Source organism: Leucobacter sp. UCD-THU (assembly GCF_000349545.1).
Classification (GTDB): domain Bacteria; phylum Actinomycetota; class Actinomycetes; order Actinomycetales; family Microbacteriaceae; genus Leucobacter; species Leucobacter muris.
Window position 1 is genome coordinate 107,419 of sequence record NZ_KB714599.1, and the last position, 21,804, is coordinate 129,222.

Sequence of the window (21,804 nt, forward strand, 5' to 3'; positions counted from 1 at the left end):
TGACCTCCGGCCGGAGCCGAAACCGGGCCCGAACCCCTGTCGCAACGGTGCTCGTGAACTGCCCGATCAGGGTGCCGTTAGGAATCTAGTGGGCCAAATAGTGGACAAATAACCTAATATTTAGGAGAATCACGACGAAATTCGTTGCGTTCAAGCGAAGTTGCTGATTGAATTGCAGCCCGAGCCCGTGTGTGGTCGCCGCAGACATTGTAGATGATGCCGAGGCGCATCCACGCCCGCGAAGACGAAATAGAGGATCAGCAGCGCGGCCATGACGACCACGCCGACGAGGGTCCGCGTCCGCGCCGACCCCATCACCGGATGCCCAGGATGCGGTCGAGCCCGACCATGACCCCCTCGAGGCCGTCGGCGGCGATCGCCTCGAGCGCCGCCCGGATGCCGGCCCGGTAGGAATCCTGGGAATGCGTGTCGTGCGTGACCGTGAGCACCTCGCCGGCGCCGCCGAAGCGGACCTCCTGCCGGGCGATGACGCCCTGCAGCCGCAGGCTGTGCACCGGGACTCCCGCGACGAGCTGCCCGCGAGCGCTCTGCTCGACGAACGGCGCATCGATGGACGGCCGGCCCTCGGCCTCGCGGGCCGCCGCGATCAGCTCGGCGGTGCGCACCGCGGTTCCACTCGGCGAATCGACCTTGGCCGCGTGATGGGCCTCGACGATCTCGACGCTGTCGAAGCAGGGGGCCGCGATCTGCGCCAGCACGGTGCCGAGCACCGAACCGAGCGAGAAGTTGGGCACGATGAGCACGGCCGCTCCGGGGGTCACCTCGTCGAGACCGCGCAGGCGCTCGATCCGCTCGGCCGACCAGCCGCTCGTGCACACCACCACGCGCTGGCCTCGTCGGACCGCGCGCTCCACGATGGCCTGCGACGCCTCGGGATGGCTGACGTCGACCAGGATCGCATCCTCCGCGCCTGCTTCGGGATCGGAGGAGCTCGAGAGCTGGGCCCCCAGCTTGGCCGCGTGATGGGCCTCGACAACCTCGCAGACGAGCGAGCCGAGCCGAGCCCCCCCCCTCGCTCCCACCACTGTATCTGTCACACTCATCTCTCCAGCGTACCCGGAGCAAATGCTTCGAGCAGCCGATCGGATAACCTACCTGAAAGACACCTGCGACCAAGAGCGGATGAACTGCAGTGCATCTTGCCGCGGATGCTTCGGCAAGGATGAATGAGGAGCTGCCCAATGGTCTCGATCCCTGATCTGGAATCGACTGCAGCTGGGGGCAGCGTGTACTGGCTCGCGGAGGTCGCCGCCGCGATCCGGCGCGAAGCGGACGAGATTGCCGCGAGCGTCAGCATCGCGCTCGATGACCGAAGACTGATCCCCACAGCAATGGGCGAACTCGGATTTGAGAGCCTCCGAGCGAATCTGCTCGGCATCGCCGACACATTCGAAATCGGGCATGCAGTGGGCACGCCGCTTGCAGCGCTCCGGGTGGTCAACGCCATCGCCGAAGCCCACCTACCGGATCGCGCCATCACCCTGGTGTATTACGTGGGCCAATCGATCCTCTGGGGTCAGCACATTCAACCCCTCATCCTGCAAACCTGCCTGGCACAGGACCAGCAGGTCGAGCGATCCACGGCGGCGTATCAACTGATGGCCGCCTACCTGGAACAGGTGGAAGCATCCATCCACTCGTACAAGCAACGGACGCGCGAGATCGGCACTCGTGCGGTTGAGATAGAGCGCGAGATCCTCGCGGTGCTCGACGGCGACTCGACTGCCGAGAGGATCGGTGCATACCCACTGCAGGCGTGGCACCTCCTCGTCGCCGTGTGGAAGCTGAAGGGCGGGGACCTCACTCAAGAGGAGTACGATCGCATCTCAGCAATGATCACCTCGATCACTCACGGATATCACTCGCTCACGTTCCGGCCGGACAAGGAACGGCTGACGATATGGGCCGCCGCGCCCGATCCACGGACGGCGACAACCCTGAAGGACGAAATCGAATTGTGCCTCGCGCAGGAGTCCGAACTCGCCGCCGCACTCAGCGAAGGCGAAGCCGGCCGAGAGGGGTTTCGCGAGGTGTTCCGCGACGCCGAGGTGGTGCGACGCTTCGCCGGGCAACACGATATGCGACGCGCGGTCGCATCCTTCGACGATGTTGCGCTTCCGGCCCTGCTGCTGAGCGATCGCCGCCTCGCCACGCGGTTCGTCGACTTCCACCTCAAGGCCCTCGCGAGGCCGGAACACGAGGAGCTGCGGCAGACCCTCCTCGCGTATCTGGCAGTCAACGGGAGCATTGCGGACGCATCGCGCAATCTCGACGTGCACCGGAACACCATTTACCACCGGCTGGACCGCGCCCGCGCTTTGCTGGCCGACCACCTCGCACACCGCCCCTTCGAGGTACACGTCGCACTACGACTGAAGCAATACCTCGACGGCTGAGATCTTCACCCTGATCGCCCGGGAGGAGACGGACGGCGAGACAGGTCGGCGCACGGCGAGACATGAGCCACCGCGTTGTGCAAAGTGTCCATCGCGAGCCCCTGAATGGGTCATCCCGAATCTAGGCCGCAGTATGACCAGCCTCCTACTCTCGGATGCACCGCGGGTAACGCGCCCGGGAGAATCCGCGAGGAGGCGGCGATGACAGCAACCATAGCTATTACCAACGGAACCCTGATCGATGGCACGGGGTCGGGCCCGCGGCTCAACGGCACGATACTGATCGAGAACGGGCGCATCACATCGGTCGACGCCGCGGAGATTCCCGCCGGCGTTCAGGTGATCGACGCCGAAGGGCAGTGGGTGCTCCCCGGCATTGTGAATGGCAACATTCACCTGCTCGACGGCATCATGATGATGGGCGTCGGCGGGGTCGAGTATCTTGCGCGTTATGAGGGCAACCTCACCAGCGTGATCGAGGAGGCGGCGCAGATCGCGCTCGCAGCGGGACAGACCACCGTGTTCGACACTTGGAACGCGACCGGACCCGTGCTCGCCTCCCGGGATCGCATCGCGTCGGGCGAAGTGCCGGGAGCCCGAATCTTCGCGGCCGGCAACATCGTGGGCATGGGAGGCCCCTTCAGCGCCGACTTCAACTTGCGCGCACGACAGGTGATCAGCACGACATTCGCGAACCGCTTGGACGAGCTGTTCTCTACCGGAGTCGGGGCGGAAGACCTGAGCATGCTTGCAGCGGAAGACATCCGACCCATCATTCGCAACTACCTTGCTCGCGGTGTCGACATGCTGAAGATCGCGGTGAGCGACCACCTCCTTCCAACGCTTGGAGCCACCCGCGGCTACCTGACGTTCTCGGAGCGGGCACTCAAGGTCATGCTCGAGGAGGGACGCGCCGCCGGCGTACCGACGCTGGCCCACATCCAGTCGGTTGAGGCGCTAGAGATCTCAGTCGAGCTCGGCTTCGACGTGATCATTCACTCCACTTTGACCGGGCAGGTGGCGATTCCCCAGGCCACGATCGACAAGATCCTCGAGAAGGGTATCTACTGCGGAGTGCAGTCCGTGAACGCCGCCTATCAGTCGCTTCTCGAGCAAATCCAGCACCCCTTTACCCTGTACGGCGGCGGCGTGCATATCGAGAATGAGCAGCGTCTTATCGCGGCCGGAGCCTCGATCATGCTCGGCACCGACGCCGGATGCACCTCCCACGACGTGCTGACCGATCAGCACGGGCACGGAGACCTCAACCGTCCCTGGACGCTGGGAACCGACCACGTCGCGTGGGGCCAGGCACTCATCGAGAAGGGCATGTCCCACCTCCAGGTGATCGAGTCCTCCACCCGAATCCCGGCAGAGGCATACGGCAAGAGCGCCGATATCGGCACGCTCGAGGTCGGCAAGTTCGGAGACGTACTGGTGCTGGGATCCGACCCGCTGGACGACATCACTGCGCTGCTCGACGTCACCACCGTGGTGAAGGCCGGAGAGGTCGTCGACCGGGCCGCGCTTCCCCTGCAGCCGCTTGCGAGCGTGCCGATCCCCGGCGATCCCTCATAGTATCGCGCCGTATCGGCTACCTTGGCGCATCGCCGCTCGGATAGCAGCTTGGGAAAGCATGTCTTGGCGATCAGGTGGCCGGGGAGCGTTGCGGGGTGACGCAGCTCCCCGGCCGGGCTCACACCGCACATCGTCAACTCGCCCGGAGCGCGCTCTTCTCGACGTCGCCGACCGCGACGACGGTCTGCGGCCTCGCAGATCTGGTCGGCGGTCACCGCCTCGAAGCGCGCGAGCGACGCGTCGAGGGTGTAGATCTCGCCGAGACCCAGTTCGGCGCGGCCGAGTCGGCCCATGCGGGTGTCGCTGTCCTCGAGCGCGAGCGCGGACGACCCCGCGTTCTGCCCGAGCTACAGGAATCTACTGCACCCCGTGGGCGTGATGATGTTGACCGGAGCCTTTCGGTGCCGCCGCCCCACTACTTTCCCTAAGCCGGCCGCTTCCGCCCGCTGACTCGGCTCCGGCCCCACCCAACTTGATCGAGGCCGCTCATCGCGGGCGCGGAAAACCGAACGGCCTGTGAACGCCACCTTCACGGTCAGCTGGGTTCAGCGGTCGTCTCCGCTCAGCCAACAGCGACGCCGAAGAGCAGGCCGATGAGGTAAGTCGCAATCATCGTCGCTGAGCCCATCACCACGTTCCGGAGGATGGCCCGGCCGCGCGGAGCCCCGCCGAGGGCGGCGCTGATCCAGCCGGTGAGGAACAAGCCGATCACCACTGCGACCGCGGCGATCCAGACGCGGTTCTCGCCGAATGGCAAAAGGATCATTACGAGCGGGATGAACGCTCCCAGCGCGAACGAGACGAATGACGAGACAGCCGCCGCCCAGGGGCTGGTGAACTCTTCGGGGTCGATTCCGAGTTCAACCTCTGCATGGGCTGCAAGGGCGTCCTTCGCGGTGAGCTCGACCGCGACCTGATGCGCGAGGTCGTCCGAGAGCCCACGCTGACGGTAGAGGCCGGCGAGTTCTTCGAGTTCTTCCTGAGGTATGGTCTCGAGTTCCCATTTTTCCTTGGCAATCAGCGCCTTCTCGGTATCGCGCTGGGTACTCACCGAGACGTACTCGCCTCCGGCCATCGAGAATGCGCCAGCGACCACTGCGGCGATTCCTGCCGTGGCGATCGCGAGAACGTTGTTCGGGGTCGCCGCGGCGACACCGATCACGACGCCAGCGGTCGAGACGATGCCGTCGTTCGCTCCCAGTACCCCGGCGCGCAACCAGTTGAGTCGCTGGCCAGTGCCCCGGTCGTGAGGTTCGCCGGGATGGGCTTGGGGTACTGTTTTTCTAGCCATGGCTCGGTGCCTCCATAGTGATTCTCAGTGGGTTCGCTGGCTCTCTCGGCCTGTCAGCGGTGTGCGCTGTGCGCCGCCCGCGTTGGCTCGCGATGCCTTGAGTTTGCGCTCGGCGCGCGGACCGACGGCGCGCAGCGCGCCGAGGATTGCGACCAGGTCGACGACTTCTTGGAGCCAGGCCCCGATCAACGCTGGAAGGAACCCGAACGCTGCGACGAGCATGAGACCCACGCTGATGATGATGCCGAGCCAGATGCTCTGGAGAGCGATCCGCACCGTGTCCTTTCCCACACGTACCGCCAGGGGGAGGGAAGTGAGGGTTTCGTATCGGTTCACGATGTCGGCGGACTCGCTCGCGGCGGTCGCGCCGCGAGCTCCCATCGCGAAGCCGATATCGGCTGCGGCGAGTACGGGGGCGTCGTTGAGGCCGTCGCCGACCATGATGAGCGGTCTGGGCTGCACCGCGCTCACAATGCTCACCTTGTCGGAGGGCCGGCACTCGACGTGCACCTCGTTGATCCCGAGACCCGCGGCGATCGGTTCGGCTGTGGCTGCCACGTCGCCGGTGACCATGAGCGTGCGCTCGACCCCGAGTCGCTGCAACTCTCCGAGCGCCTGCGCAGCCTCGTCTCGTGTCTGGTCGCGCATCACGATCGCGCCCGCGAAGCGGTCGTCGAGGGCGACGTAGATTGCGAGTTCACCGGGCTCCAGCGGGGCGAGCGCGAGGGCCGGGGCGAACTCGCGGAGCCAGGAGGGCTTGCCCACCCGCACCGTCGTCGCCGCATCCTCCGCGTTGTCGGATGCGAACTCCGCGGCGACGCCGTTGGTGGCGATCTCCTCGGCTCCGAGCGCGTCCAGCAGCGGGTATCCGTGCTGCTTGGCCGCCACGACGACGGACTCTGCGAGTACGTGGGACGAGTACACCTCGGCCGATGCGGCGAACTGGAGCACGCTCATCTCGTCGAAGCCGGGCTCGGCAAGGATGCGTTCGAGCGCGGGCCGCCCGGTCGTGATGGTGCCGGTCTTGTCGAACGCGGCGGAGCGTACCCGCGAGAGCTGTTCGAGAGTGCCGCCGCCCTTCACGATGAGCCCGAAGCGCGCAGCTCGGCTCATGCCACCGAGGAACGCGACCGGTGCGGCGATCAGCAGCGGGCACGGGGTCGCGACCACCAGCACCTCGGCGAACCTGACCGCCTCTCCGCTGACCCCCCACGCTATGCCTGCGATGATGAGCGAGAGCACCGTGAACGGCACCGCATAACGGTCGGCGAGGCGCACCACCTTCGCCTTGCTCCCCGCAGCCTGCTCGACCAAGCGCACGATCTGCTGATACTCGCTGTCCGAGGCGAGCGCAACAGCCCGCATCGTGACCGCTGTCGCACCGTTCACCACTCCGCTGGAGACGCGCTCGCCCGCGACTCGCTCGACCGGCAGGCTCTCGCCCGTGAGCGAGGACTCGTCGAGCACGGCGTGCTCCGACACGAGCACCGCGTCCACGGGCACGAGCGCACCGGGCCGCACGAGCAGCAGATCGCCGACCTTGACGGCTTCGACCGGCACGTCCTCGGCGACCCTCTCGGCAGTCGGGCCGCCCGCCGGGGCGGCATCGCCCCGCAGCAACCGGGTCGCCTGCTGCGGGGCTTTGCGCAGCAGCGCGGTGAGCTCGCGCTTCGAGCGGTTCGCGGCGTAGTCTTCGAGCGCCTCGCCGCCGGTGAGCATCAGTACGACCACGAGCGCAGCCCACGGCTCGCCGACGGTCACCGCCGCCGCAATCGCGGTGACCGCGAGGATGTCGAGCCCGGCGTGGCCCTTGAGGAGCTGGCGGATCATACCGACCGCCTCCCAGCCCGCGATTGCCAGCGCGTACGCGCCGACGAGCCATGGGGCGGTTTCGCGTGCAGGGGTCGCGAGCAGGATCAGGCCAATCGCCGCAACCAGCAGGGTCACGAACACCAGCGGATACGCCCCGGTCGCGGCAGAAACTCGTCTCACGCTGCAAGCTTCCCAGATCGCGGGCGTCGGCGCATCGGGGGCGAGCCTTGCCTCAGCATGCTTCGGACTCGACCGCGGGCGTGGTTCAGAGCAGCAACGCCCCCAGTCCGGCAGCCCCCAGCACCACCGCCCACGCGGGCGCCCTCCACGCGGTCAGCGCGACGAACGCTATTACGGCGATCACGAGAGAGTGCAGTCCGGTGACGCCCTCGGTGAAGACCGGATCGTACAGGGCCGCCGCGAGTAAGCCAACGACACCCGCATTCACCCCCATCTAGGCTCGTTGCACGCGGGGGGCTCGGCGCAGCCGCTCCCAGAACGGCAACACACCGATGACGAGAAGCGCGGAGGGGAGGAACACCGCAATTAGAGCGATCGATGCTCCGAGCGCCCCCGAGGGGCCGCTCATCGTGACCGCGCCAAGGAAAGCGGAGAACGTGAACAAAGTGATAAATATGACTGTGAAATGTGGCGATGATCCGGATCGAGTAGCAAAGCGGTTGGGGTAACATTCGCTCATTCCGTTTCAATGGCAAGGAGACGGAGGAACTCGTCCGCCATCTCGAGTTGCTTTACGAGCTTTTCGCGTCGCTCCATCGCGTCTTGCCGGAAATCTTCTAGCGTGCGGCGCGCGTCCTCTTGGTCAGCGCCAGACGGCGAAGCGCTATCGATAGCGTGCAGTAGATCGCCCATCTGGTCGAGAGAGTAGCCGAGGGGCTTCATCCGGCGGATGAGCATCAGCCGGTCGTAGTCGCCCTCGGTATACAGCCGGAAGCCTCCCTCAGAACGTCCCGACGGTGCGAGGAGGCCGATCTCGTCATAGTGACGAATGGTGCGCAGGGACAGTTCTGTGCGTTGGGCGAGCTCGCCAATATGCATCATTCCCACATCGCTCATCCCGAAGTTATCCTCTTCTCGCTTCGCACCAAATCTCCCGTTACGTTAGGGTTGATGGGTGTGACCACTAGCACCACTGTAGAAGACCGCAAGCGGTATCGCCCTGAACCTTCCGTACGCACGGCGCTTAAGACCCCGCGCCTCCTCACCCGAGAAGCGCTTGCGGGGCTGGTGGTCGCGCTCGCGCTGATCCCGGAGGCGATCTCGTTCTCGATCATTGCGGGCGTTGACCCGAAGGTCGGGTTGTTCTCGTCGTTCATCATGGCGATCACGATCGCATTCGTCGGCGGTCGCCCCGCGATGATCACCGCAGCCACCGGTGCGATCGCACTGGTCATCGCACCGGTCGCCCGTGACCACGGGATGGACTACTTCATTGCCACCGTGCTCCTCGCCGGCCTCTTGCAGATCGTGCTGGCGGTGTTCGGGGTGGCGAAGCTGATGCGCTTCATCCCGCGCAGCGTCATGGTCGGGTTCGTCAACGCACTCGCGATCCTCATCTTCATGGCGCAGGTGCCCGAACTCCTCGGCGTGCCGTGGATGGTCTACCCGCTGATCGCTATCGGCTTGCTGATCATGGTCTTCATGCCGAAGATCACCAAGGTGGTCCCGGCCCCCCTCGTGTCGATCGTCGTCGTCACCGCGGCCGTGGTCATCTTCGCGATCAACGTGCCAGCCGTCGGCGACAAGGGTGAACTGCCCCGCAGCCTGCCCGAACTGTTCATCCCGAACGTGCCGCTCACCTTCGAGACGCTCACAATCATCGCCCCCTACGCCCTCGCCATGGCGCTGGTCGGGCTGATGGAGTCGCTCATGACGGCGAAGCTCGTCGATGATGTCACCGATACGCACTCGAACAAGACGCGCGAGTCCTGGGGGCAGGGCGTCGCGAACATCGCCTCGGGCATCTTTGGCGGGATGGGCGGGTGCGCGATGATCGGACAGACGATGATCAACGTGAAAGCGTCGGGTGCGCGCACGCGAATCTCCACTTTCCTCGCGGGCGTGTTCCTCCTCATCCTGATCGTTGCCCTCGGCGATATAGTGGCGATCATCCCGATGGCAGCTCTCGTGGCGGTGATGATCATGGTGTCCGTGGGCACCTTTGATTGGCATTCCATCAGGCCGTCCTCGCTGAAGCGGATGCCGAAGAGCGAGACCACGGTCATGGTCGTGACGGTCGCGGTCGTCGTCGCGACCCATAACCTCGCGATCGGTGTGGTGGTCGGGGTGTTCGTCGCGTCGGTGATGTTCGTGCGCCGGGTCGCGCACTTCGTGACTGTCAAGCGTGAAGTGATGGAGCACTTCGGTGAGGAGCGCGCCTATTACACGGTCGTCGGTGAGTTGTTCTTCGCTTCGAGCAATGATCTGACCACCCAGTTCGAGTACGCTCAGGATCCCGGCCAAGTGGTGGTCGATATGACGCAGTCGCATATCTGGGATGCGTCGACCGTGGCCGCGCTCGATGCGATCGTGACGAAGTACGAGCAGCATGGCAAGACGGTCGAACTGATCGGGATGAACGAGTATACGACTGCTTTCCATACGAGGCTTACCGGCGGGCTTGGCGACGGGCACTGACCTCTGTCTGGTTATCCGATGATAGGTCGTTCGTCAGGAAGCCGGAAGAGCTCCTTGCGCTGTCGTACGGCGAGGGCGGACGCGAGTGCGATCGGGCCGACGCGTCCGACGAGCATGAGCGCAGAGAGCACATATTTCCCGAATGGGCCGACTTCCGCGGAGATCCCGACGGAGAGACCGCAGGTCGCGAATGCGGAGATCGTCTCGAACAGGAGGCGATCGAGGGTGGCGTCGCTCACGGTAGTGAGCAGGGAGGTGGCGGTGAGCACGAGTGTGGCACCGAGGAACACGACGCTGATCGCGAGTCTGAGGGTGCTGTTCGGGATCCTGCGGCCTGCGGCGTTGGTGTGCTGAGTGCCTTTCGCTTCGGCCCAGATCGCGAGAAACAGTACGGCGAGGGTGGTGACCTTTATGCCGCCGGCGGTGGAGCCGGATCCGCCTCCGACGAACATGAGCGCGTCGCTGAGAAGCATCGTCGTCGCCGTCATCGATTCCGTGTCGACGACGGCGAAGCCGCCGGAGCGCAGCATCGCTGACGCGAAGAACGCGTTTCCGATCTTCGCCCACCAGGTCTCACCGCCGATCGTGGCCGGGTTCGCCCACTCGAACCCCGCCCAGGCGACCGTGCCGAGCACGAACAACACGATGGTGGTGATGATGGTGAGCTTCGTGTGGAGCGTCCAACGCTTCCGCGTCCACTTTGCACGGATGAGGTTCAGGAACACGGGGAATCCGAAGCTCCCGACGAACACGCCGATCGCAAGCGGGAACAAGATCCATGGATTGTCGGCGAACTGGCCCATGCCTCCGACATGCGGCGTGAAGCCTGCGTTCGCGAACGCCGAGATCGCATAGAACACCCCATACCAGAGTCCCCATCCGAACGACCCTTCGGCGACGATGAAGGCGGGGACGAGGAATAGCATCAGCACGAACTCGATCGTGAACGTCGTGACGACCACCACCCGGAGGAGGCGCTTCACGTCCCCGAGCCCGGTGGTGCCGATGCTCGACTGCGCGAACACCCGCCCGCTGATTCCGAGTCTGCGCGTCACCATCCGTGCGAGGAGCAGCGCGATCGTGACGACCCCGAGCGCTCCGGTCTGGATCGCGGTCAGGATCACGACCTGCCCGAACATCGACCAGTGCTCGCCCGTGTCCACGGTCGTGAGCCCCGTAACGGTCACCGCCGACACCGCCGTGAACAATGCATCGGGGAGCGCGGTGACCGTGCCGGTGTGCGATGCGATCGGCAGCATGAGCAGCGCCGTGAACAGCAGCACCGCGGCGGCGAACACGAGGATCGCGATGCGCGCCGGCGAGTGCCCGGCGAGATAGCGGGTGCGGGCAGTGGCGCGGTGGGCAAGGTCGCGCACGCGCGCTATCGCGATGTTCCCGGTGCGCGTATCCATAGGGCTGTCCTCAGCATTCATGAACACCACCCGGACGGGCGGTGTGCCGACCAGACTTCCCGGCGCACCGCACTCGACTTTACTCCGCACGACAATATTCGTCGAAGATTCCTTCTACGGCAGTGCTTGCGCACGGAGCGCGGAGAGGGCGTAGAGTGGGAGACCGCTGCGCGGCATTGCCGCATCCAGCGAATGGTGTGCCGGGAAGTCTGGTCGGCGAAACAACTTCGACCCGACCCTCCGAGGAGACTTTCTTGCCTGTCTCGTTCCTGGTTCGCGGCGACCCCTTGCCGCAGACGCCGTACACCGATGAGGATCTGGAGCATGCTCCGTCGCGCGGAATGCTCTGGGGCGTAGACCTCCGGAACTGTGCGACGCGGAAAGCTGCGCGTGCCCGCTGGCATGACACCATTCAGGATCTGAAACACGAACTCGATACGCATCCTGCCGTCCTACGGGTTGGTATCGCTTGCCTTCGGCCGACCGGGTTCCCGCAATCACTGCTCGTGAATCTGCCCACGGGCCTCGCCTCGCGGCTGCATAACGATGTGGAACGTGACCGTGCCCGATACCTGCAAGTGCTCGTGCTCGACCTCACCGACTGCGCTGACCTGGCACTGCTGCATGACCGTCTCGAGGAAGCCCTCGGCCCAGGGCACGGCTCCTGGGCTGACGTCACGCTCACCTGGCGCGATATCGAAGAGTGCGGATTCACCGAAGCCTGGGCAAGAGGCGCACTGTGACCCGTCAAGGGGCGCTGATATCCTTGAATGTGATGACGCAGCACCGGTTTCACGCGGCTTTCATGCCAACGGGCTGGGTATTGCCACATCGCGGCACGAACGGGTACATCTCCTCCTGGGGTGCGATGCTCTCCGGTACCACTCCCACGACGCCTGCAGCCTGACCCTAAATCGATCCCCTCGTCCCGACGCGGTGCAGGGGCTTGATTCGAGCCGATTCCTCTCAGCCTGCGCGCACACCTCAGGAGATGCCTTGAACACCGCCCAAACACCACCCAATCGCACCTTCCCTCGCTATGGGACGTTCGCCGAGGCGAAGCGCATCGGCGCGCTGCTGCGAAAAGAAGCCGTCGGCGGTATGCTGCTCGTCGGCGCCGCCCTCATCGCGATCATCTGGGCGAACACGCCCGCCGCAGACGCGTACTTCGCTCTGCGGGATTTCAAGATCGGCTACGAGCCCTGGCACCTGAACCTCAGCCTCGGGGCATGGGCGGCCGACGGGCTTCTCGCGATCTTCTTCTTCCTCGTCGGTCTCGAGCTCAAACGCGAGTTCGTCGCCGGCGATCTCAGGAATTTCCGCACCGCGATCGTCCCGATCGCGGCCGCCGCAGGCGGCGTAGCCGCCCCAGCGCTCATCTACGCGGTGATCGTCTGGCAGCAGCCCGCGCTCCTGGGAGGGTGGGCGATCCCGACCGCCACGGATATCGCGTTCGCCGTAGCCGTCCTCGCGATCATCGGCTCCCACCTGCCCCCAGCATTGCGGATCTTCCTCCTCACTCTCGCCGTCGTCGACGACCTGATCGCAATCAGCATCATTGCCGTGTTCTACACCGACCACATCGAGATCCTGCCCCTGCTGCTGGCGTTCGCAGTCATCGCGGCCTACGGGTTCATCGCGCAACGCTACCGAGTTTTCTTCGGACTGCACCCGTTCGCGGCCTGGCTGATCCTGCTCCCCATCGGCGTCGTCGCGTGGGCCCTGATGCACGCCTCCGGCGTGCACGCCACCATCGCAGGCGTACTGCTCGGATTCACGATCCCGGTGCTGCACCGCCGCGCGGACCGGGAGGCGGCCTCGGGTCGTCCAGGGCTTGCGGAGGAGTTCGAGCACCGATTCCGCCCTCTGTCGGCTGGGATCGCGGTGCCCGTCTTCGCGTTCTTCGCCGCCGGTGCCTCCGTCGGCGGGGCCGAGGGAATCCGTGACGCGATGACGAACCCCATCACCTTCGCAATCGTGGCCGCCCTCGTCTTGGGCAAGCCGCTCGGAATCGTGACCACGACCTGGCTCACTACGAAGGCGCTTCGCACGAAGCTCGACCCGGAACTTCGGTGGATCGACATGGTCGGAGTCGGGCTCCTCGCCGGCATCGGGTTCACCGTGTCACTACTCGTCGCCGAACTCAGCTTCCCGCCCGGATCCGTCGAGCAGGATACTGCCAAAGTTGCAACCCTTGCCGCCTCCGTGAGTGCCGCGGTGCTCGCGGCAATCCTGCTCGGCACCCGCAACCGCCGGTACCGGCGCATCGCACTGCGCGATGCGGTCGACGCGGACGCAGATGGCATCCCCGACGTCTACCAGCAGGGACAGGATCCCGACTGGTTCAAGCCCAGTCCAGGCTCACGCCGGTAATGGCCACGGTCACCCCCGCTACTGCGCCCATGAGGACTGCGACCCACGCCGGGAGTCTCCACACAGCGAGGAGCAGGAAGCATGCTGCGGCGATTCCGAGCGACGCGACCCCGGTGATCCCGGAGGTGATCACCAGGGTCCAGAGCGACGCGGCGAGGATGCCGACGACGGCCGCGTTCGCACCCGCGAGTGCCGATCGGATGTTCGGGTTCTGGCGCACCCGATCCCAGAACGGCAGGGCTGCGACCAGCAGGAGGAGACCAGGCACGAAGACGCCGACCAGCGCAAGCAGCGCTGCGACGGGGGCGAGCGGGCCGGGCATCATATCGAATCCGAGGTAGGCGGCGAAGGTGAAGAGCGGGCCGGGCACTGCTTGGGCTGCCCCGTATCCGGCGAGGAACTGTTCGGGCGTGATCGAAGCGGCGATGGCGGATTCCGCCTGCAGCAACGGCAGCACGACGTGCCCGCCGCCGAACACGAGCGCCCCGGCACGGGTGAACGCGTCTGCGATCTGGGCCCAGGTGTTCTGGGTGAGTGCGGCGAGCACCGGCAAGCCCGTCAGCAGACAACCGAAGACGACCAGAGCCGCGATCCCGGTCTTACGGGAGACGCGCACCGCCAGAGCCTCCGGCCGAGACACGGCCGCATCGCGGCACCACAGTACCCCGGCAGCGAGACCGATGAGGATCGCCGCGAGCTGCCCAAAGCTGCCAGGGAGCAAGAGCGCCAAGCCTGCGGCGGCAAGACCGATCAGGATGCGCCGCAGATCCGGTGTCAGGGTGCGCGCCATCCCGATCACCGCGTGCGCAACGACCGCGACCGCCACGGCTTTGAGCCCCAGGATCAGGCCGTGTCCGATGACGCCTTCGAGCCTGACGGCGCCGATAGCGAAGAGCACGAGCAGCAGCGCCGAGGGCAGCGTGAACGCTACCCATGCCGCTACCGCGCCGCGGATGCCGGCGCGGATCAGGCCGAGCGCGAACCCGACCTGGCTCGATGCCGGGCCGGGGAGGAACTGGCACAGCGCGACGAGCTCGGCGTACTGTGGCTCGCTTACCCATTTGCGGCGGACGACGAGCTCCTCGCGGAAGTATCCGAGGTGCGCGATCGGCCCACCGAACGACGTGACGCCGAGCTTCAGAAACGCGCGGAACACCTCCGCGACGCTCCCGGGCGGCCTCGTAGGCGCCGCGGACGCATCTCGGGTCACGGTTCGAGGAGTTCTGCGATCAGCGTCTCGACCCGCGACCTGATTTCGTCGCGGATCGGCCGCACCGCTTCGATACCCTGGCCGGCGGGGTCGTCGAGTTTCCAGTCTTCGTATCGTTTGCCGGGGAAGAACGGGCAGGCGTCGCCGCAGCCCATCGTGATCACCACGTCCGAGGCTTGCACCGCCTCGGTGCTCAGCACCTTGGGTCGCTCGGCGGTGATATCGATGCCCATCTCTTTCATGGCTTCGACAGCGATGGGGTTGATCTTATTGGCGGGCATCGACCCGGCAGAACGCACCTCAATGCGGTCTGCCGCGAGGTGACGGAGGAAGCCGGCGGCCATCTGTGAGCGACCGGCGTTATGGACGCACACGAACAGCACGGAGGGTTTCTGATCGTTCATGTTCAGTTCGCTGCTTTCAATCAGGTGAGGGTAGTGAGGAGGGTGCGCACGCGGCGTTCGATGTCGTCGCGGATCACGTCGATGCCATCCGGGGAAGCGAGGGCGGGGTCGCCGACGGCCCAATCCTCGTAGCGGACACCGGGAATGATCGGGCAGACATCGCCGCAGCCCATCGTCACGACGACGTCGGCGGCACGAACGGCGTCGTCGGTGAGCGGCTTCGGGAACGCTGTCTCCGCGTCGTGCTGGCCCTCGATCTGAGTGAGTAGTGAACGGACGCGCGGGTTCACATCCGTTGCGGGTGCCGACCCCGCGGAGCGAGCGATCACGCGACCTTGTGCAAGCTGATTGACGATCGCGGCGGCGAGCTGGGACCGTCCCGCATTCTGCACGCACACGAACAGCACCTGCGGCACCCCTGACGACCGGTCGCGGGCGACATCGGTAAGGCGCTGGCGGGCGAAGCGCTCGGTCAGCGGGATCAGGTGACGGGTGATCTTCGCGGATCGCACGAGGCCCGCATAGGATTCGCGGACGATCGCGATCACCAGATCTCGGCTCAGCCCGGTCAGTTCGTCCGCGAGTTCTTCGCCCAGGCGCGTTACTCGCCCATCCATGTCGCGCAGGGTTTCCGCACGAAGCAGAGCATCCTCTGAGTCTTCGGGATCCCCGAGGTCGTCTGTGATCGCGGCGGGGGCGAACGCGTCGAGCAGCGCTGCGACTGCCTGTTGCCTACGGGCCGCGATCCGGTACCAGACCCAGGTGCCGCGCCGTTCGGACAGCAACATTCCCGTGTCCTTGAGGACTTTCAGATGGTGGGAGACGGTTGGCTGGGACACGTCGGCGAGTTCTGCGAGGTCGCACACGCAGGACTCGCCTCGCGGGTCGGCAGCGATTGCCGACAGCATCCGCAGGCGCAGCGGATCCGCGATCGCCTTCAGCGCGCCCGCCACGGTGACGGCCGCGTCCGTGCCGATCGCATGCGTCACCGACGGTGCGCAGGTGTCAGCTACCGGAGGGGAGGTGGTGTCAGTCATGAGGCCCTCGATTCAAGTGCGCGGGTGGTGTAGGGGTCGATATGGAACCAGGCTCGTGCGGCCCACAGGGAGACGTAGACGAGGGCGACGAGGACGGGAACCTCGATGAGCGGGCCGATGACGCCGGCGAGTGCCTGCCCCGAAGCAGCGCCGAAGGTGCCGATAGCGACCGCGATCGCCAGCTCGAAGTTATTGCCGGCGGCGGTGAACGCCAGGGTCGTCGATCGTGCGTAGCCGAGGCCGAGCGCTTTGCCCAGGAGGAGCCCGGCGAACCACATGAGGGCGAAGTAGACCAGCAGCGGCAGCGCGATGCGGGCCACCGCGAGCGGGTTCGAGGTAACCGCTTCCCCTTGCAGGGCGAACAGCAGCACGATCGTGAACAGCAGCCCGTACAGCGCCCACGGCCCGACAGCCGGGAGGAACTTCTCCTCGTACCAGGCCCGACCGCGGCGCTTCTCACCGATCCAGCGGGACGCGAAGCCGGCAATGAGCGGGATCCCGAGGAACACCAACACGTTCACCGCGATCTGCCACACCGAGACATCAAGGCCCTGGGCATCGAGGCCGAGCCAAGCGGGGAGCACGGTGAGGTAGAACCAGCCGAGCACCGAGAACATCACAACCTGGAACACGGAGTTGATCGCGACGAGCACCGCGGTGGCCTCACGGTCTCCGCAGGCGAGATCGTTCCAGATCACCACCATCGCGATGCACCGCGCCAGCCCCACGATGATCAGACCGGTCCGGTACTCGGGAAGATCAGGTAAAAAGATCCAGGCGAGTGCGAACATCACCGCGGGCCCGACCATCCAGTTCAGCGCCAACGAGGAGACAAGCAGCTTCTTATCGCCGGTGACGGCGGCCACCTTGTCGTAACGCACCTTGGCGAGCACCGGGTACATCATCGCCAGCAACCCGATCCCGATCGGCACAGAGATGCCGCCAACTTCGAGCCGAGCCAGCAGGTCCGACAGTGCGGGTACGAAGCGGCCGAGCGCCAGCCCCGCGATCATCGCGAGCCCGATCCACAACGGCAGCCACTTGTCGAGCGTGGAGAGCCGCTTCGGAGCGACGCGCGGCGTCACCGCGGTCATGTGGACGCCTCGAGGGTCGGATCTGCGACCGCGACGACCGGGGCGAGGCTCGAGAGGTAGTGCTGCGCATCCTGGGCCGCGGCGCAGCCGGTGCCCGCGGCAGTGATCGCTTGCCGATAGGTGCGGTCCACGAGGTCACCGGCAGCAAACACGCCCGGAAGGTTCGTCCGAGTCGAGGGATGCGCGACGATCACATAACCGGCGCTGTCGATCGCGACCTGTCCGGTCACCAGCTCCGAGCGCGGGTCGTGTCCAATTGCCACGAACACTCCCGCTACGTCCAAGGCCCGCTCCGCACTCGTCTCCGTGTTGCGCAGACGTAGCCCAGTTACCTGATCGTCGCCGAGGATCGCGGCGACTTCGCTATTCCACGCAACCTCAATCTTGGGGTGGTCGAGCACCCGCTGCACCATGATCTTCGAGGCCCGGAACTCGTCCCTCCGGTGCACGATCGTCACGTTCGACGCGAACCTCGTCAAGAACAACGCCTCCTCCATGGCGGAGTCCCCGCCTCCAACCACCGCGATCTCGCGGTCCCGGAAGAAGAACCCGTCGCACGTCGCACACCACGACAGCCCATGCCCAGACAAGCGAGCCTCCTCGGGGAGGCCGAGCTTCCGGTACGCCGAACCCATCGCGATGATCACCGCCTTGGCCCGATACGTGCTACCGCCTCCGGTCACGACGGTCTTCCACTCGTTCGCGAGATCCACCCTGGTCGCGTCGTCGTACACAATCCGCGCTCCGAACCGTTCGGCTTGCGCACGCATCGACGCCATCAACTCCGGCCCCTGCACTCCGTTGATGAAGCCCGGAAAGTTCTCCACTTCCGTGGTCGTCATTAGAGCACCTCCCGCCGACACCGATCCCGCAATCACCACCGGGGCGAGCCCCGCACGAGCGGCGTACAGCGCCGCGGTGTATCCGGCAGGGCCTGAACCGACAATGAGCAGCTCAACTTCTTGAATCGACATATTTCTATATTGATGGTTATCGAAACATCTGGCAAGGTGCGGGTCCTCACTTCACCAAGAGTTCATCTCTCGACCACCTAGTGTCTTGCGCCGTTAATTCGTTTCATTAGTTGTAGAATGGGGTATGGCACGAACTGGGCGTCCGAAGGCAGAGCTGGTGTTGACGGAGGCGGAGCGGGAACAGCTTGTCCGGTGGTCTCGCCGGAGGAAGTCGTCGCAGGCGCTCGCGCTTCGGTCGCGGATCGTGCTGGCTTGCGGTGATGGTCTGCTGAACACCGAGGTGATGGCGTTGGTGGGGTGTTCGGCTCCGACGGTGCGCAAGTGGCGGACCCGGTTCATCGAACATCGTCTGGACGGGCTCGTCGACGAGCCGCGACCAGGCAGGCCCGCGACGATCACCGCAGAGCAGGTCGAGGACGTCGTGGTCGCGACGTTGGAGCAGACCCCTGCGAACGCAACGCACTGGTCACGCGCGAAGATGGCTGAACGCTCCGGTCTGTCGCGCTCCACGATCGGGCGGATCTGGACCGCGTTTGGGCTGCAGCCGCACCGAACCGACGGGTTCAAGCTCTCCAACGACCCGCTGTTCGTGGAGAAGGTCTACGACATCGTCGGCCTCTACCTCGACCCGCCCGAGTCGGCGGTCGTGCTCAGCGTGGACGAGAAATCACAGGTGCAGGCGCTGTCGCGGTCGCAGCCCGCGTTCCCGATGATGCCGGGCATGCCCGAGAAACGCACGCATGACTACTTCCGGCATGGCACCACCAGCCTGTTCGCCGCGATGAACGTGCAAGACGGCACCGTGATCGCGTCCACCCACCGCCGGCACCGAGCGGTCGAGTTCAAGAAGTTCCTGCAGAAGATCGACCAGCAGGTTCCCGAGCACCTGGACGTGCACGTGAGCTGCGACAACTACGGCACACACAAGTCCCCGACCGTGACCGCGTGGATCGAGAAGCATCCCCGCTTCCACATGCACTTCACACCGACGTACTCGTCCTGGATCAATCAAGTCGAACGGCTCTTCGCCGAAGTCACTCGCGAGTTGCTGCAGCGCTCCGACCACCGGTCCGTGCAAGCCCTCGAGAAAGACCTCCGCGGCTGGGTAGCTGCATGGAACGAGAACCCGAAGCCCTTCATCTGGACCAAGAGCGCCGAGCAGATCCTCGCCTCACTCGGCAGATTTCTGCAACGAACTACCGGACCAGGACACTAGGGCCCTCCTCTTGATGATCCTAACCGTCTACAGATACCATTGGTCTGTAAACGGTTAGGAGGTGGAAGTAGTGGAGTTCACGGCGCCTGCGTTCACCCTTGCCGCTGCGCGCGCTGCCGGTATCGGCAAGGATCGCATCTACGATCTCCTGCAGCGCGGTGATCTGGAGCGTATCGCCCGCGGCGTTTTCGTGCGACCTGGCGCGCTCGACCCATCACTCGTGACCCTCGCGGCCGCCACCGCGGTGCATCAGGCAGCGACGCTCTGCTTGACTAGCGCCCTGGTTCACCATGACTTGAGCGATGCGATCCCGTTTGGTGCAGATATCGCGCTTCCGCGCGGCACCCGCCACCCCGCGGGCTTCGATCATGCCTCCTGGCATTCGTTCGATCCGGAAACCTTCGAGATCGGCCGGGAACTGCGGGACATCGGGGGGATGAGCGTGGCAATCTACTCCGCCGAGCGTACGATCATCGATTCCTTCCGGCTCATGCACCGCGAAGGAAGCGACGTGGCGCACGAAGCGCTCCGACGCTGGCTCCGAGGGCGCGGCAACTCGCCGGCGACCCTTCTCCGAACGGCCAGGTCTTTCCCAACTGTTGTCCCTCGGCTCCGACTTGCCCTGGAGGCACTGCTATGACCCCGGCTCCCACACGAGACACCCTAGCTGGCCGCGCCTACAACGATCTCCGCAATCTCGCCAAGCGTCATGGCCGAGAGCCCGCGGAGTATTTCACGCTATATGCTCTCGAAGGCTTCCTCGAGCGTCTTACCGCATCCGTGCGTGCGGATGACTTCGTACTCAAGGGTGGTGTATTGATGGCGGCATTCGCTGCTCGACGCCCTACGCGAGACATCGACCTCGCCGCATCGGGATTCGGCAACGACATCGCCGAGGTTGAGCAGCGGGTGCGTGAAGTTATCGCGCAGCCACTCGAAGATGGCTTGGAGTTCGACGCGGAGTCCGTGGCAGGTCAACCGATTCGAGATGAAGCCGACTATTCCGGCGTGCGAGTCAAGATCACCGCAGGGCTCGGCCCGGCCCGCATCGCGCTGCATGTCGATGTGAACTTCGGCGACCCGATCTGGCCGGCCCCGACCACCGCGGAACTCCCCAGACTGCTCGGCGGCACGCTGCGGCTGAACGGTTACCCCGATCACATGGTGCTCGCGGAGAAGATACTCACCGCGATCGATCGCGGCGAGGTGAACACCCGTTGGCGAGACTTCGTGGACATCGCCGCTATCGCGGGAACACGCGCCATCTCCGCGGGCGATCTGCGGGAAGCGATCCGCATTGTTGCGAACCATCGAGGCGTGAAACTCGAATCGCTCGCACAGCGACTCGGCCATATGCCCGAACTCGCTCAGGCGAAGTGGGCGACCTGGCGGCGGAAACAACGACTGACTGAGACCACTCCTGTTGCCTTCGCTGAACTCCTCGACGTATGTGTCGCGTTCGCTGATCCGATCCTCACCGAACCGACGCTCGACGGCACTTGGAACCCTGCCGAACGCATGTGGAGCGTGTGACAGGGCTCGTCGAGCATCCGAGGTGCGAACCAGAGGCCCGAACAGGCCGCCACAAAGTCACCATAAACCCCTCGTGAGGCAACTCGCCAGAGGCTCTGGAACCGAAGAATCTAGTGGGCCAATCTAGTGGTCAACGTTCTGCAAAGCATGCAAAACATGACGCGCTCTGCAACGTATGGAACGCCAAAACCCTGGTCAGGTGGGGAAAGTGGTCGATCCGTCTGCCTGGGGGTCAAGTGCATTAGCCTCTCGTCAGCCCAAAATAACTAAACAACGGGTTGTGGCGCAGCTTGGTAGCGCACCTGACTGGGGGTCAAGGGGTCGCAGGTTCGAATCCTCTCAACTTGAGGTGCGCTCATTGCCTTGGAGTCTCGCGGTCCGTCGCCTCGCGCCCTGCTCGCGTGGCCACGCTCGAAGGCCGGGGGTGAAGCGGGGACCCGCCCGACCCGGTGAACAGTGAGCCGGGGCCCCCCGGCCCCGGGGCGAGCCGCCTACGGTTCGCGGGTCTGCATCCACTCGAGGTAGCGCGCGTAGGGGTCGTCCGGAAGCAGCGGGCTGCTCGCGCGGGCGCGGCGCCGGCGGCTCGGCCTGATCGCTCCGACGGCGTCGAGGGTGTCGCGGAGGGTGGTGCCGAGCCGCGTCCAGAACGGTGAATCCATCATTGCGTTCTCCTCGGTCGTCCGCGAGAGGCGGAGGGAAACGGGGATCCCGGGTGCGCCGTCTGGCGGTACCGAGGAGCCGGGAATCCCAAGGTAGACGGCGCTGGAATGACCGGGCCAGTGCTTGACGGCGCGG

The 21,804-nt window shown here is 65.4% G+C and carries 21 protein-coding genes and 1 tRNA gene; 9 read left to right on the forward strand and 13 right to left on the reverse strand.

The window, feature by feature from the left end:
* Positions 1-314 precede the first annotated feature (314 nt).
* Positions 315-1,064: a 4-hydroxy-tetrahydrodipicolinate reductase gene (dapB, locus tag H490_RS18095; RefSeq protein ID WP_031289562.1), complete on the reverse strand. Its 750-nt coding sequence runs from the start codon at positions 1,062-1,064 to the stop codon at positions 315-317.
* Between the two features lie 138 nt (positions 1,065-1,202).
* On the opposite strand from dapB, the gene H490_RS18100 reads away from it, so the two are divergent.
* On the forward strand, positions 1,203-2,417 hold the full coding sequence (locus H490_RS18100) for a PucR family transcriptional regulator (protein WP_017882805.1): 1,215 nt from the start codon (positions 1,203-1,205) through the stop codon (positions 2,415-2,417).
* 201 nt (positions 2,418-2,618) lie between these two features.
* Complete coding sequence (locus H490_RS18105) at positions 2,619-3,995, forward strand: amidohydrolase family protein (protein ID WP_017882806.1); 1,377 nt, start codon at positions 2,619-2,621, stop codon at positions 3,993-3,995.
* Positions 3,996-4,557: 562 nt separating this feature from the next.
* On the opposite strand, the gene H490_RS18110 is transcribed toward H490_RS18105, so the two are convergent.
* From H490_RS18110 to H490_RS18125, 5 genes are all read right to left on the reverse strand, one after another.
* Positions 4,558-5,286 (reverse strand): VIT1/CCC1 transporter family protein, encoded by a 729-nt coding sequence (locus H490_RS18110; RefSeq protein ID WP_031289564.1) that lies wholly within the window; start codon positions 5,284-5,286, stop codon positions 4,558-4,560.
* A 24-nt stretch (positions 5,287-5,310) separates the two neighbouring features.
* Positions 5,311-7,278 (reverse strand): heavy metal translocating P-type ATPase, encoded by a 1,968-nt coding sequence (locus tag H490_RS18115; protein WP_041204890.1) that lies wholly within the window; start codon positions 7,276-7,278, stop codon positions 5,311-5,313.
* An 85-nt stretch (positions 7,279-7,363) separates the two neighbouring features.
* Positions 7,364-7,552 carry a hypothetical protein gene (locus H490_RS32875; RefSeq protein ID WP_017882809.1) on the reverse strand — a complete coding sequence of 63 codons (189 nt, stop codon included), beginning with the start codon at positions 7,550-7,552 and terminating at the stop codon, positions 7,364-7,366.
* Entirely contained in the window at positions 7,553-7,798 is a 246-nt protein-coding gene (locus H490_RS32880) for a chromate transporter (RefSeq protein WP_306408052.1), read from the reverse strand.
* Positions 7,795-8,175, reverse strand: a complete 381-nt coding sequence (locus tag H490_RS18125; RefSeq protein WP_017882810.1) for a MerR family transcriptional regulator — start codon at positions 8,173-8,175, stop codon at positions 7,795-7,797. Before H490_RS18125 ends, H490_RS32880 begins: the two co-directional genes overlap by 4 nt.
* Before the next feature lie 54 nt (positions 8,176-8,229).
* Between H490_RS18125 and H490_RS18130 the strand changes: the two genes are divergently transcribed.
* A complete protein-coding gene (locus H490_RS18130) occupies positions 8,230-9,756 on the forward strand; it encodes a SulP family inorganic anion transporter (RefSeq protein WP_031289565.1) in 1,527 nt (508 codons plus the stop codon).
* Between the two features lie 11 nt (positions 9,757-9,767).
* On the opposite strand, the gene H490_RS18135 is transcribed toward H490_RS18130, so the two are convergent.
* The gene (locus H490_RS18135) at positions 9,768-11,168 is read right to left on the reverse strand and encodes a TrkH family potassium uptake protein (protein ID WP_017882812.1); all 1,401 of its coding nucleotides are present in this window, start codon (positions 11,166-11,168) and stop codon (positions 9,768-9,770) included.
* A 254-nt stretch (positions 11,169-11,422) separates the two neighbouring features.
* Between H490_RS18135 and H490_RS31925 the strand changes: the two genes are divergently transcribed.
* Together H490_RS31925 and nhaA are read left to right on the forward strand one after the other, a co-directional pair.
* The gene (locus H490_RS31925; protein ID WP_152424158.1) at positions 11,423-11,911 is read left to right on the forward strand and encodes a hypothetical protein; all 489 of its coding nucleotides are present in this window, start codon (positions 11,423-11,425) and stop codon (positions 11,909-11,911) included.
* Positions 11,912-12,164: 253 nt separating this feature from the next.
* A complete protein-coding gene (nhaA, locus tag H490_RS18140) occupies positions 12,165-13,541 on the forward strand; it encodes a Na+/H+ antiporter NhaA (RefSeq protein ID WP_041204892.1) in 1,377 nt (458 codons plus the stop codon).
* Here nhaA and chrA read toward each other — a convergent pair.
* The 5 genes from chrA to trxB are packed head-to-tail and all read right to left on the reverse strand — an operon-like array spanning position 13,513 to position 18,260.
* The gene (chrA, locus tag H490_RS18145) at positions 13,513-14,697 is read right to left on the reverse strand and encodes a chromate efflux transporter (protein WP_017882815.1); all 1,185 of its coding nucleotides are present in this window, start codon (positions 14,695-14,697) and stop codon (positions 13,513-13,515) included. The genes nhaA and chrA overlap by 29 nt on opposite strands.
* A gap of 50 nt (positions 14,698-14,747) precedes the next feature.
* Positions 14,748-15,155: an arsenate reductase ArsC gene (locus H490_RS18150; RefSeq protein ID WP_017882816.1), complete on the reverse strand. Its 408-nt coding sequence runs from the start codon at positions 15,153-15,155 to the stop codon at positions 14,748-14,750.
* Between the two features lie 20 nt (positions 15,156-15,175).
* Complete coding sequence (locus H490_RS18155) at positions 15,176-16,192, reverse strand: metalloregulator ArsR/SmtB family transcription factor (protein ID WP_017882817.1); 1,017 nt, start codon at positions 16,190-16,192, stop codon at positions 15,176-15,178.
* Positions 16,189-17,286 carry an ACR3 family arsenite efflux transporter gene (arsB, locus tag H490_RS18160; RefSeq protein ID WP_017882818.1) on the reverse strand — a complete coding sequence of 366 codons (1,098 nt, stop codon included), beginning with the start codon at positions 17,284-17,286 and terminating at the stop codon, positions 16,189-16,191. The genes H490_RS18155 and arsB overlap by 4 nt, the downstream gene beginning before the upstream one ends.
* Positions 17,283-18,260 (reverse strand): thioredoxin-disulfide reductase, encoded by a 978-nt coding sequence (trxB, locus tag H490_RS18165; protein WP_081611577.1) that lies wholly within the window; start codon positions 18,258-18,260, stop codon positions 17,283-17,285. Before trxB ends, arsB begins: the two co-directional genes overlap by 4 nt.
* A 124-nt stretch (positions 18,261-18,384) precedes the next feature.
* Between trxB and H490_RS18170 the strand changes: the two genes are divergently transcribed.
* From H490_RS18170 to H490_RS18185, 4 genes are all read left to right on the forward strand, one after another.
* Positions 18,385-19,476: an IS630 family transposase gene (locus H490_RS18170; RefSeq protein WP_031289567.1), complete on the forward strand. Its 1,092-nt coding sequence runs from the start codon at positions 18,385-18,387 to the stop codon at positions 19,474-19,476.
* Between the two features lie 70 nt (positions 19,477-19,546).
* Positions 19,547-20,116 carry a type IV toxin-antitoxin system AbiEi family antitoxin domain-containing protein gene (locus H490_RS18175; RefSeq protein ID WP_017882821.1) on the forward strand — a complete coding sequence of 190 codons (570 nt, stop codon included), beginning with the start codon at positions 19,547-19,549 and terminating at the stop codon, positions 20,114-20,116.
* A complete protein-coding gene (locus H490_RS18180) occupies positions 20,113-21,009 on the forward strand; it encodes a nucleotidyl transferase AbiEii/AbiGii toxin family protein (RefSeq protein WP_031289568.1) in 897 nt (298 codons plus the stop codon). Before H490_RS18175 ends, H490_RS18180 begins: the two co-directional genes overlap by 4 nt.
* Before the next feature lie 274 nt (positions 21,010-21,283).
* Positions 21,284-21,357: transfer RNA gene (locus H490_RS18185), tRNA-Pro, on the forward strand.
* A gap of 143 nt (positions 21,358-21,500) precedes the next feature.
* Here the strand turns inward: H490_RS18185 and H490_RS32245 are convergent.
* Complete coding sequence (locus H490_RS32245; protein ID WP_017882824.1) at positions 21,501-21,671, reverse strand: hypothetical protein; 171 nt, start codon at positions 21,669-21,671, stop codon at positions 21,501-21,503.
* Between the last annotated feature and the right edge of the window lie 133 nt (positions 21,672-21,804).

Excerpts from the sequence above, each read along its gene's own strand:
- dapB (WP_031289562.1), bottom strand. The coding sequence starts at position 1,064 with ATGAGTGTGACAGATACAGTGGTGGGAGCGAGGGGGGGGGCTCGGCTC.
- H490_RS18100 (WP_017882805.1), top strand. The coding sequence starts at position 1,203 with ATGGTCTCGATCCCTGATCTGGAATCGACTGCAGCTGGGGGCAGCGTG.
- H490_RS18105 (WP_017882806.1), top strand. The coding sequence starts at position 2,619 with ATGACAGCAACCATAGCTATTACCAACGGAACCCTGATCGATGGCACG.
- H490_RS18110 (WP_031289564.1), bottom strand. The coding sequence starts at position 5,286 with ATGGCTAGAAAAACAGTACCCCAAGCCCATCCCGGCGAACCTCACGAC.
- H490_RS32875 (WP_017882809.1), bottom strand. The coding sequence starts at position 7,552 with ATGGGGGTGAATGCGGGTGTCGTTGGCTTACTCGCGGCGGCCCTGTAC.
- H490_RS32880 (WP_306408052.1), bottom strand. The coding sequence starts at position 7,798 with ATGAGCGAATGTTACCCCAACCGCTTTGCTACTCGATCCGGATCATCG.
- H490_RS18125 (WP_017882810.1), bottom strand. The coding sequence starts at position 8,175 with ATGAGCGATGTGGGAATGATGCATATTGGCGAGCTCGCCCAACGCACA.
- H490_RS18130 (WP_031289565.1), top strand. The coding sequence starts at position 8,230 with ATGGGTGTGACCACTAGCACCACTGTAGAAGACCGCAAGCGGTATCGC.
- H490_RS18135 (WP_017882812.1), bottom strand. The coding sequence starts at position 11,168 with ATGGATACGCGCACCGGGAACATCGCGATAGCGCGCGTGCGCGACCTT.
- H490_RS18150 (WP_017882816.1), bottom strand. The coding sequence starts at position 15,155 with ATGAACGATCAGAAACCCTCCGTGCTGTTCGTGTGCGTCCATAACGCC.
- H490_RS18155 (WP_017882817.1), bottom strand. The coding sequence starts at position 16,192 with ATGACTGACACCACCTCCCCTCCGGTAGCTGACACCTGCGCACCGTCG.
- arsB (WP_017882818.1), bottom strand. The coding sequence starts at position 17,286 with ATGACCGCGGTGACGCCGCGCGTCGCTCCGAAGCGGCTCTCCACGCTC.
- trxB (WP_081611577.1), bottom strand. The coding sequence starts at position 18,260 with ATGTCGATTCAAGAAGTTGAGCTGCTCATTGTCGGTTCAGGCCCTGCC.
- H490_RS18170 (WP_031289567.1), top strand. The coding sequence starts at position 18,385 with ATGGCACGAACTGGGCGTCCGAAGGCAGAGCTGGTGTTGACGGAGGCG.
- H490_RS18180 (WP_031289568.1), top strand. The coding sequence starts at position 20,113 with ATGACCCCGGCTCCCACACGAGACACCCTAGCTGGCCGCGCCTACAAC.
- H490_RS32245 (WP_017882824.1), bottom strand. The coding sequence starts at position 21,671 with ATGATGGATTCACCGTTCTGGACGCGGCTCGGCACCACCCTCCGCGAC.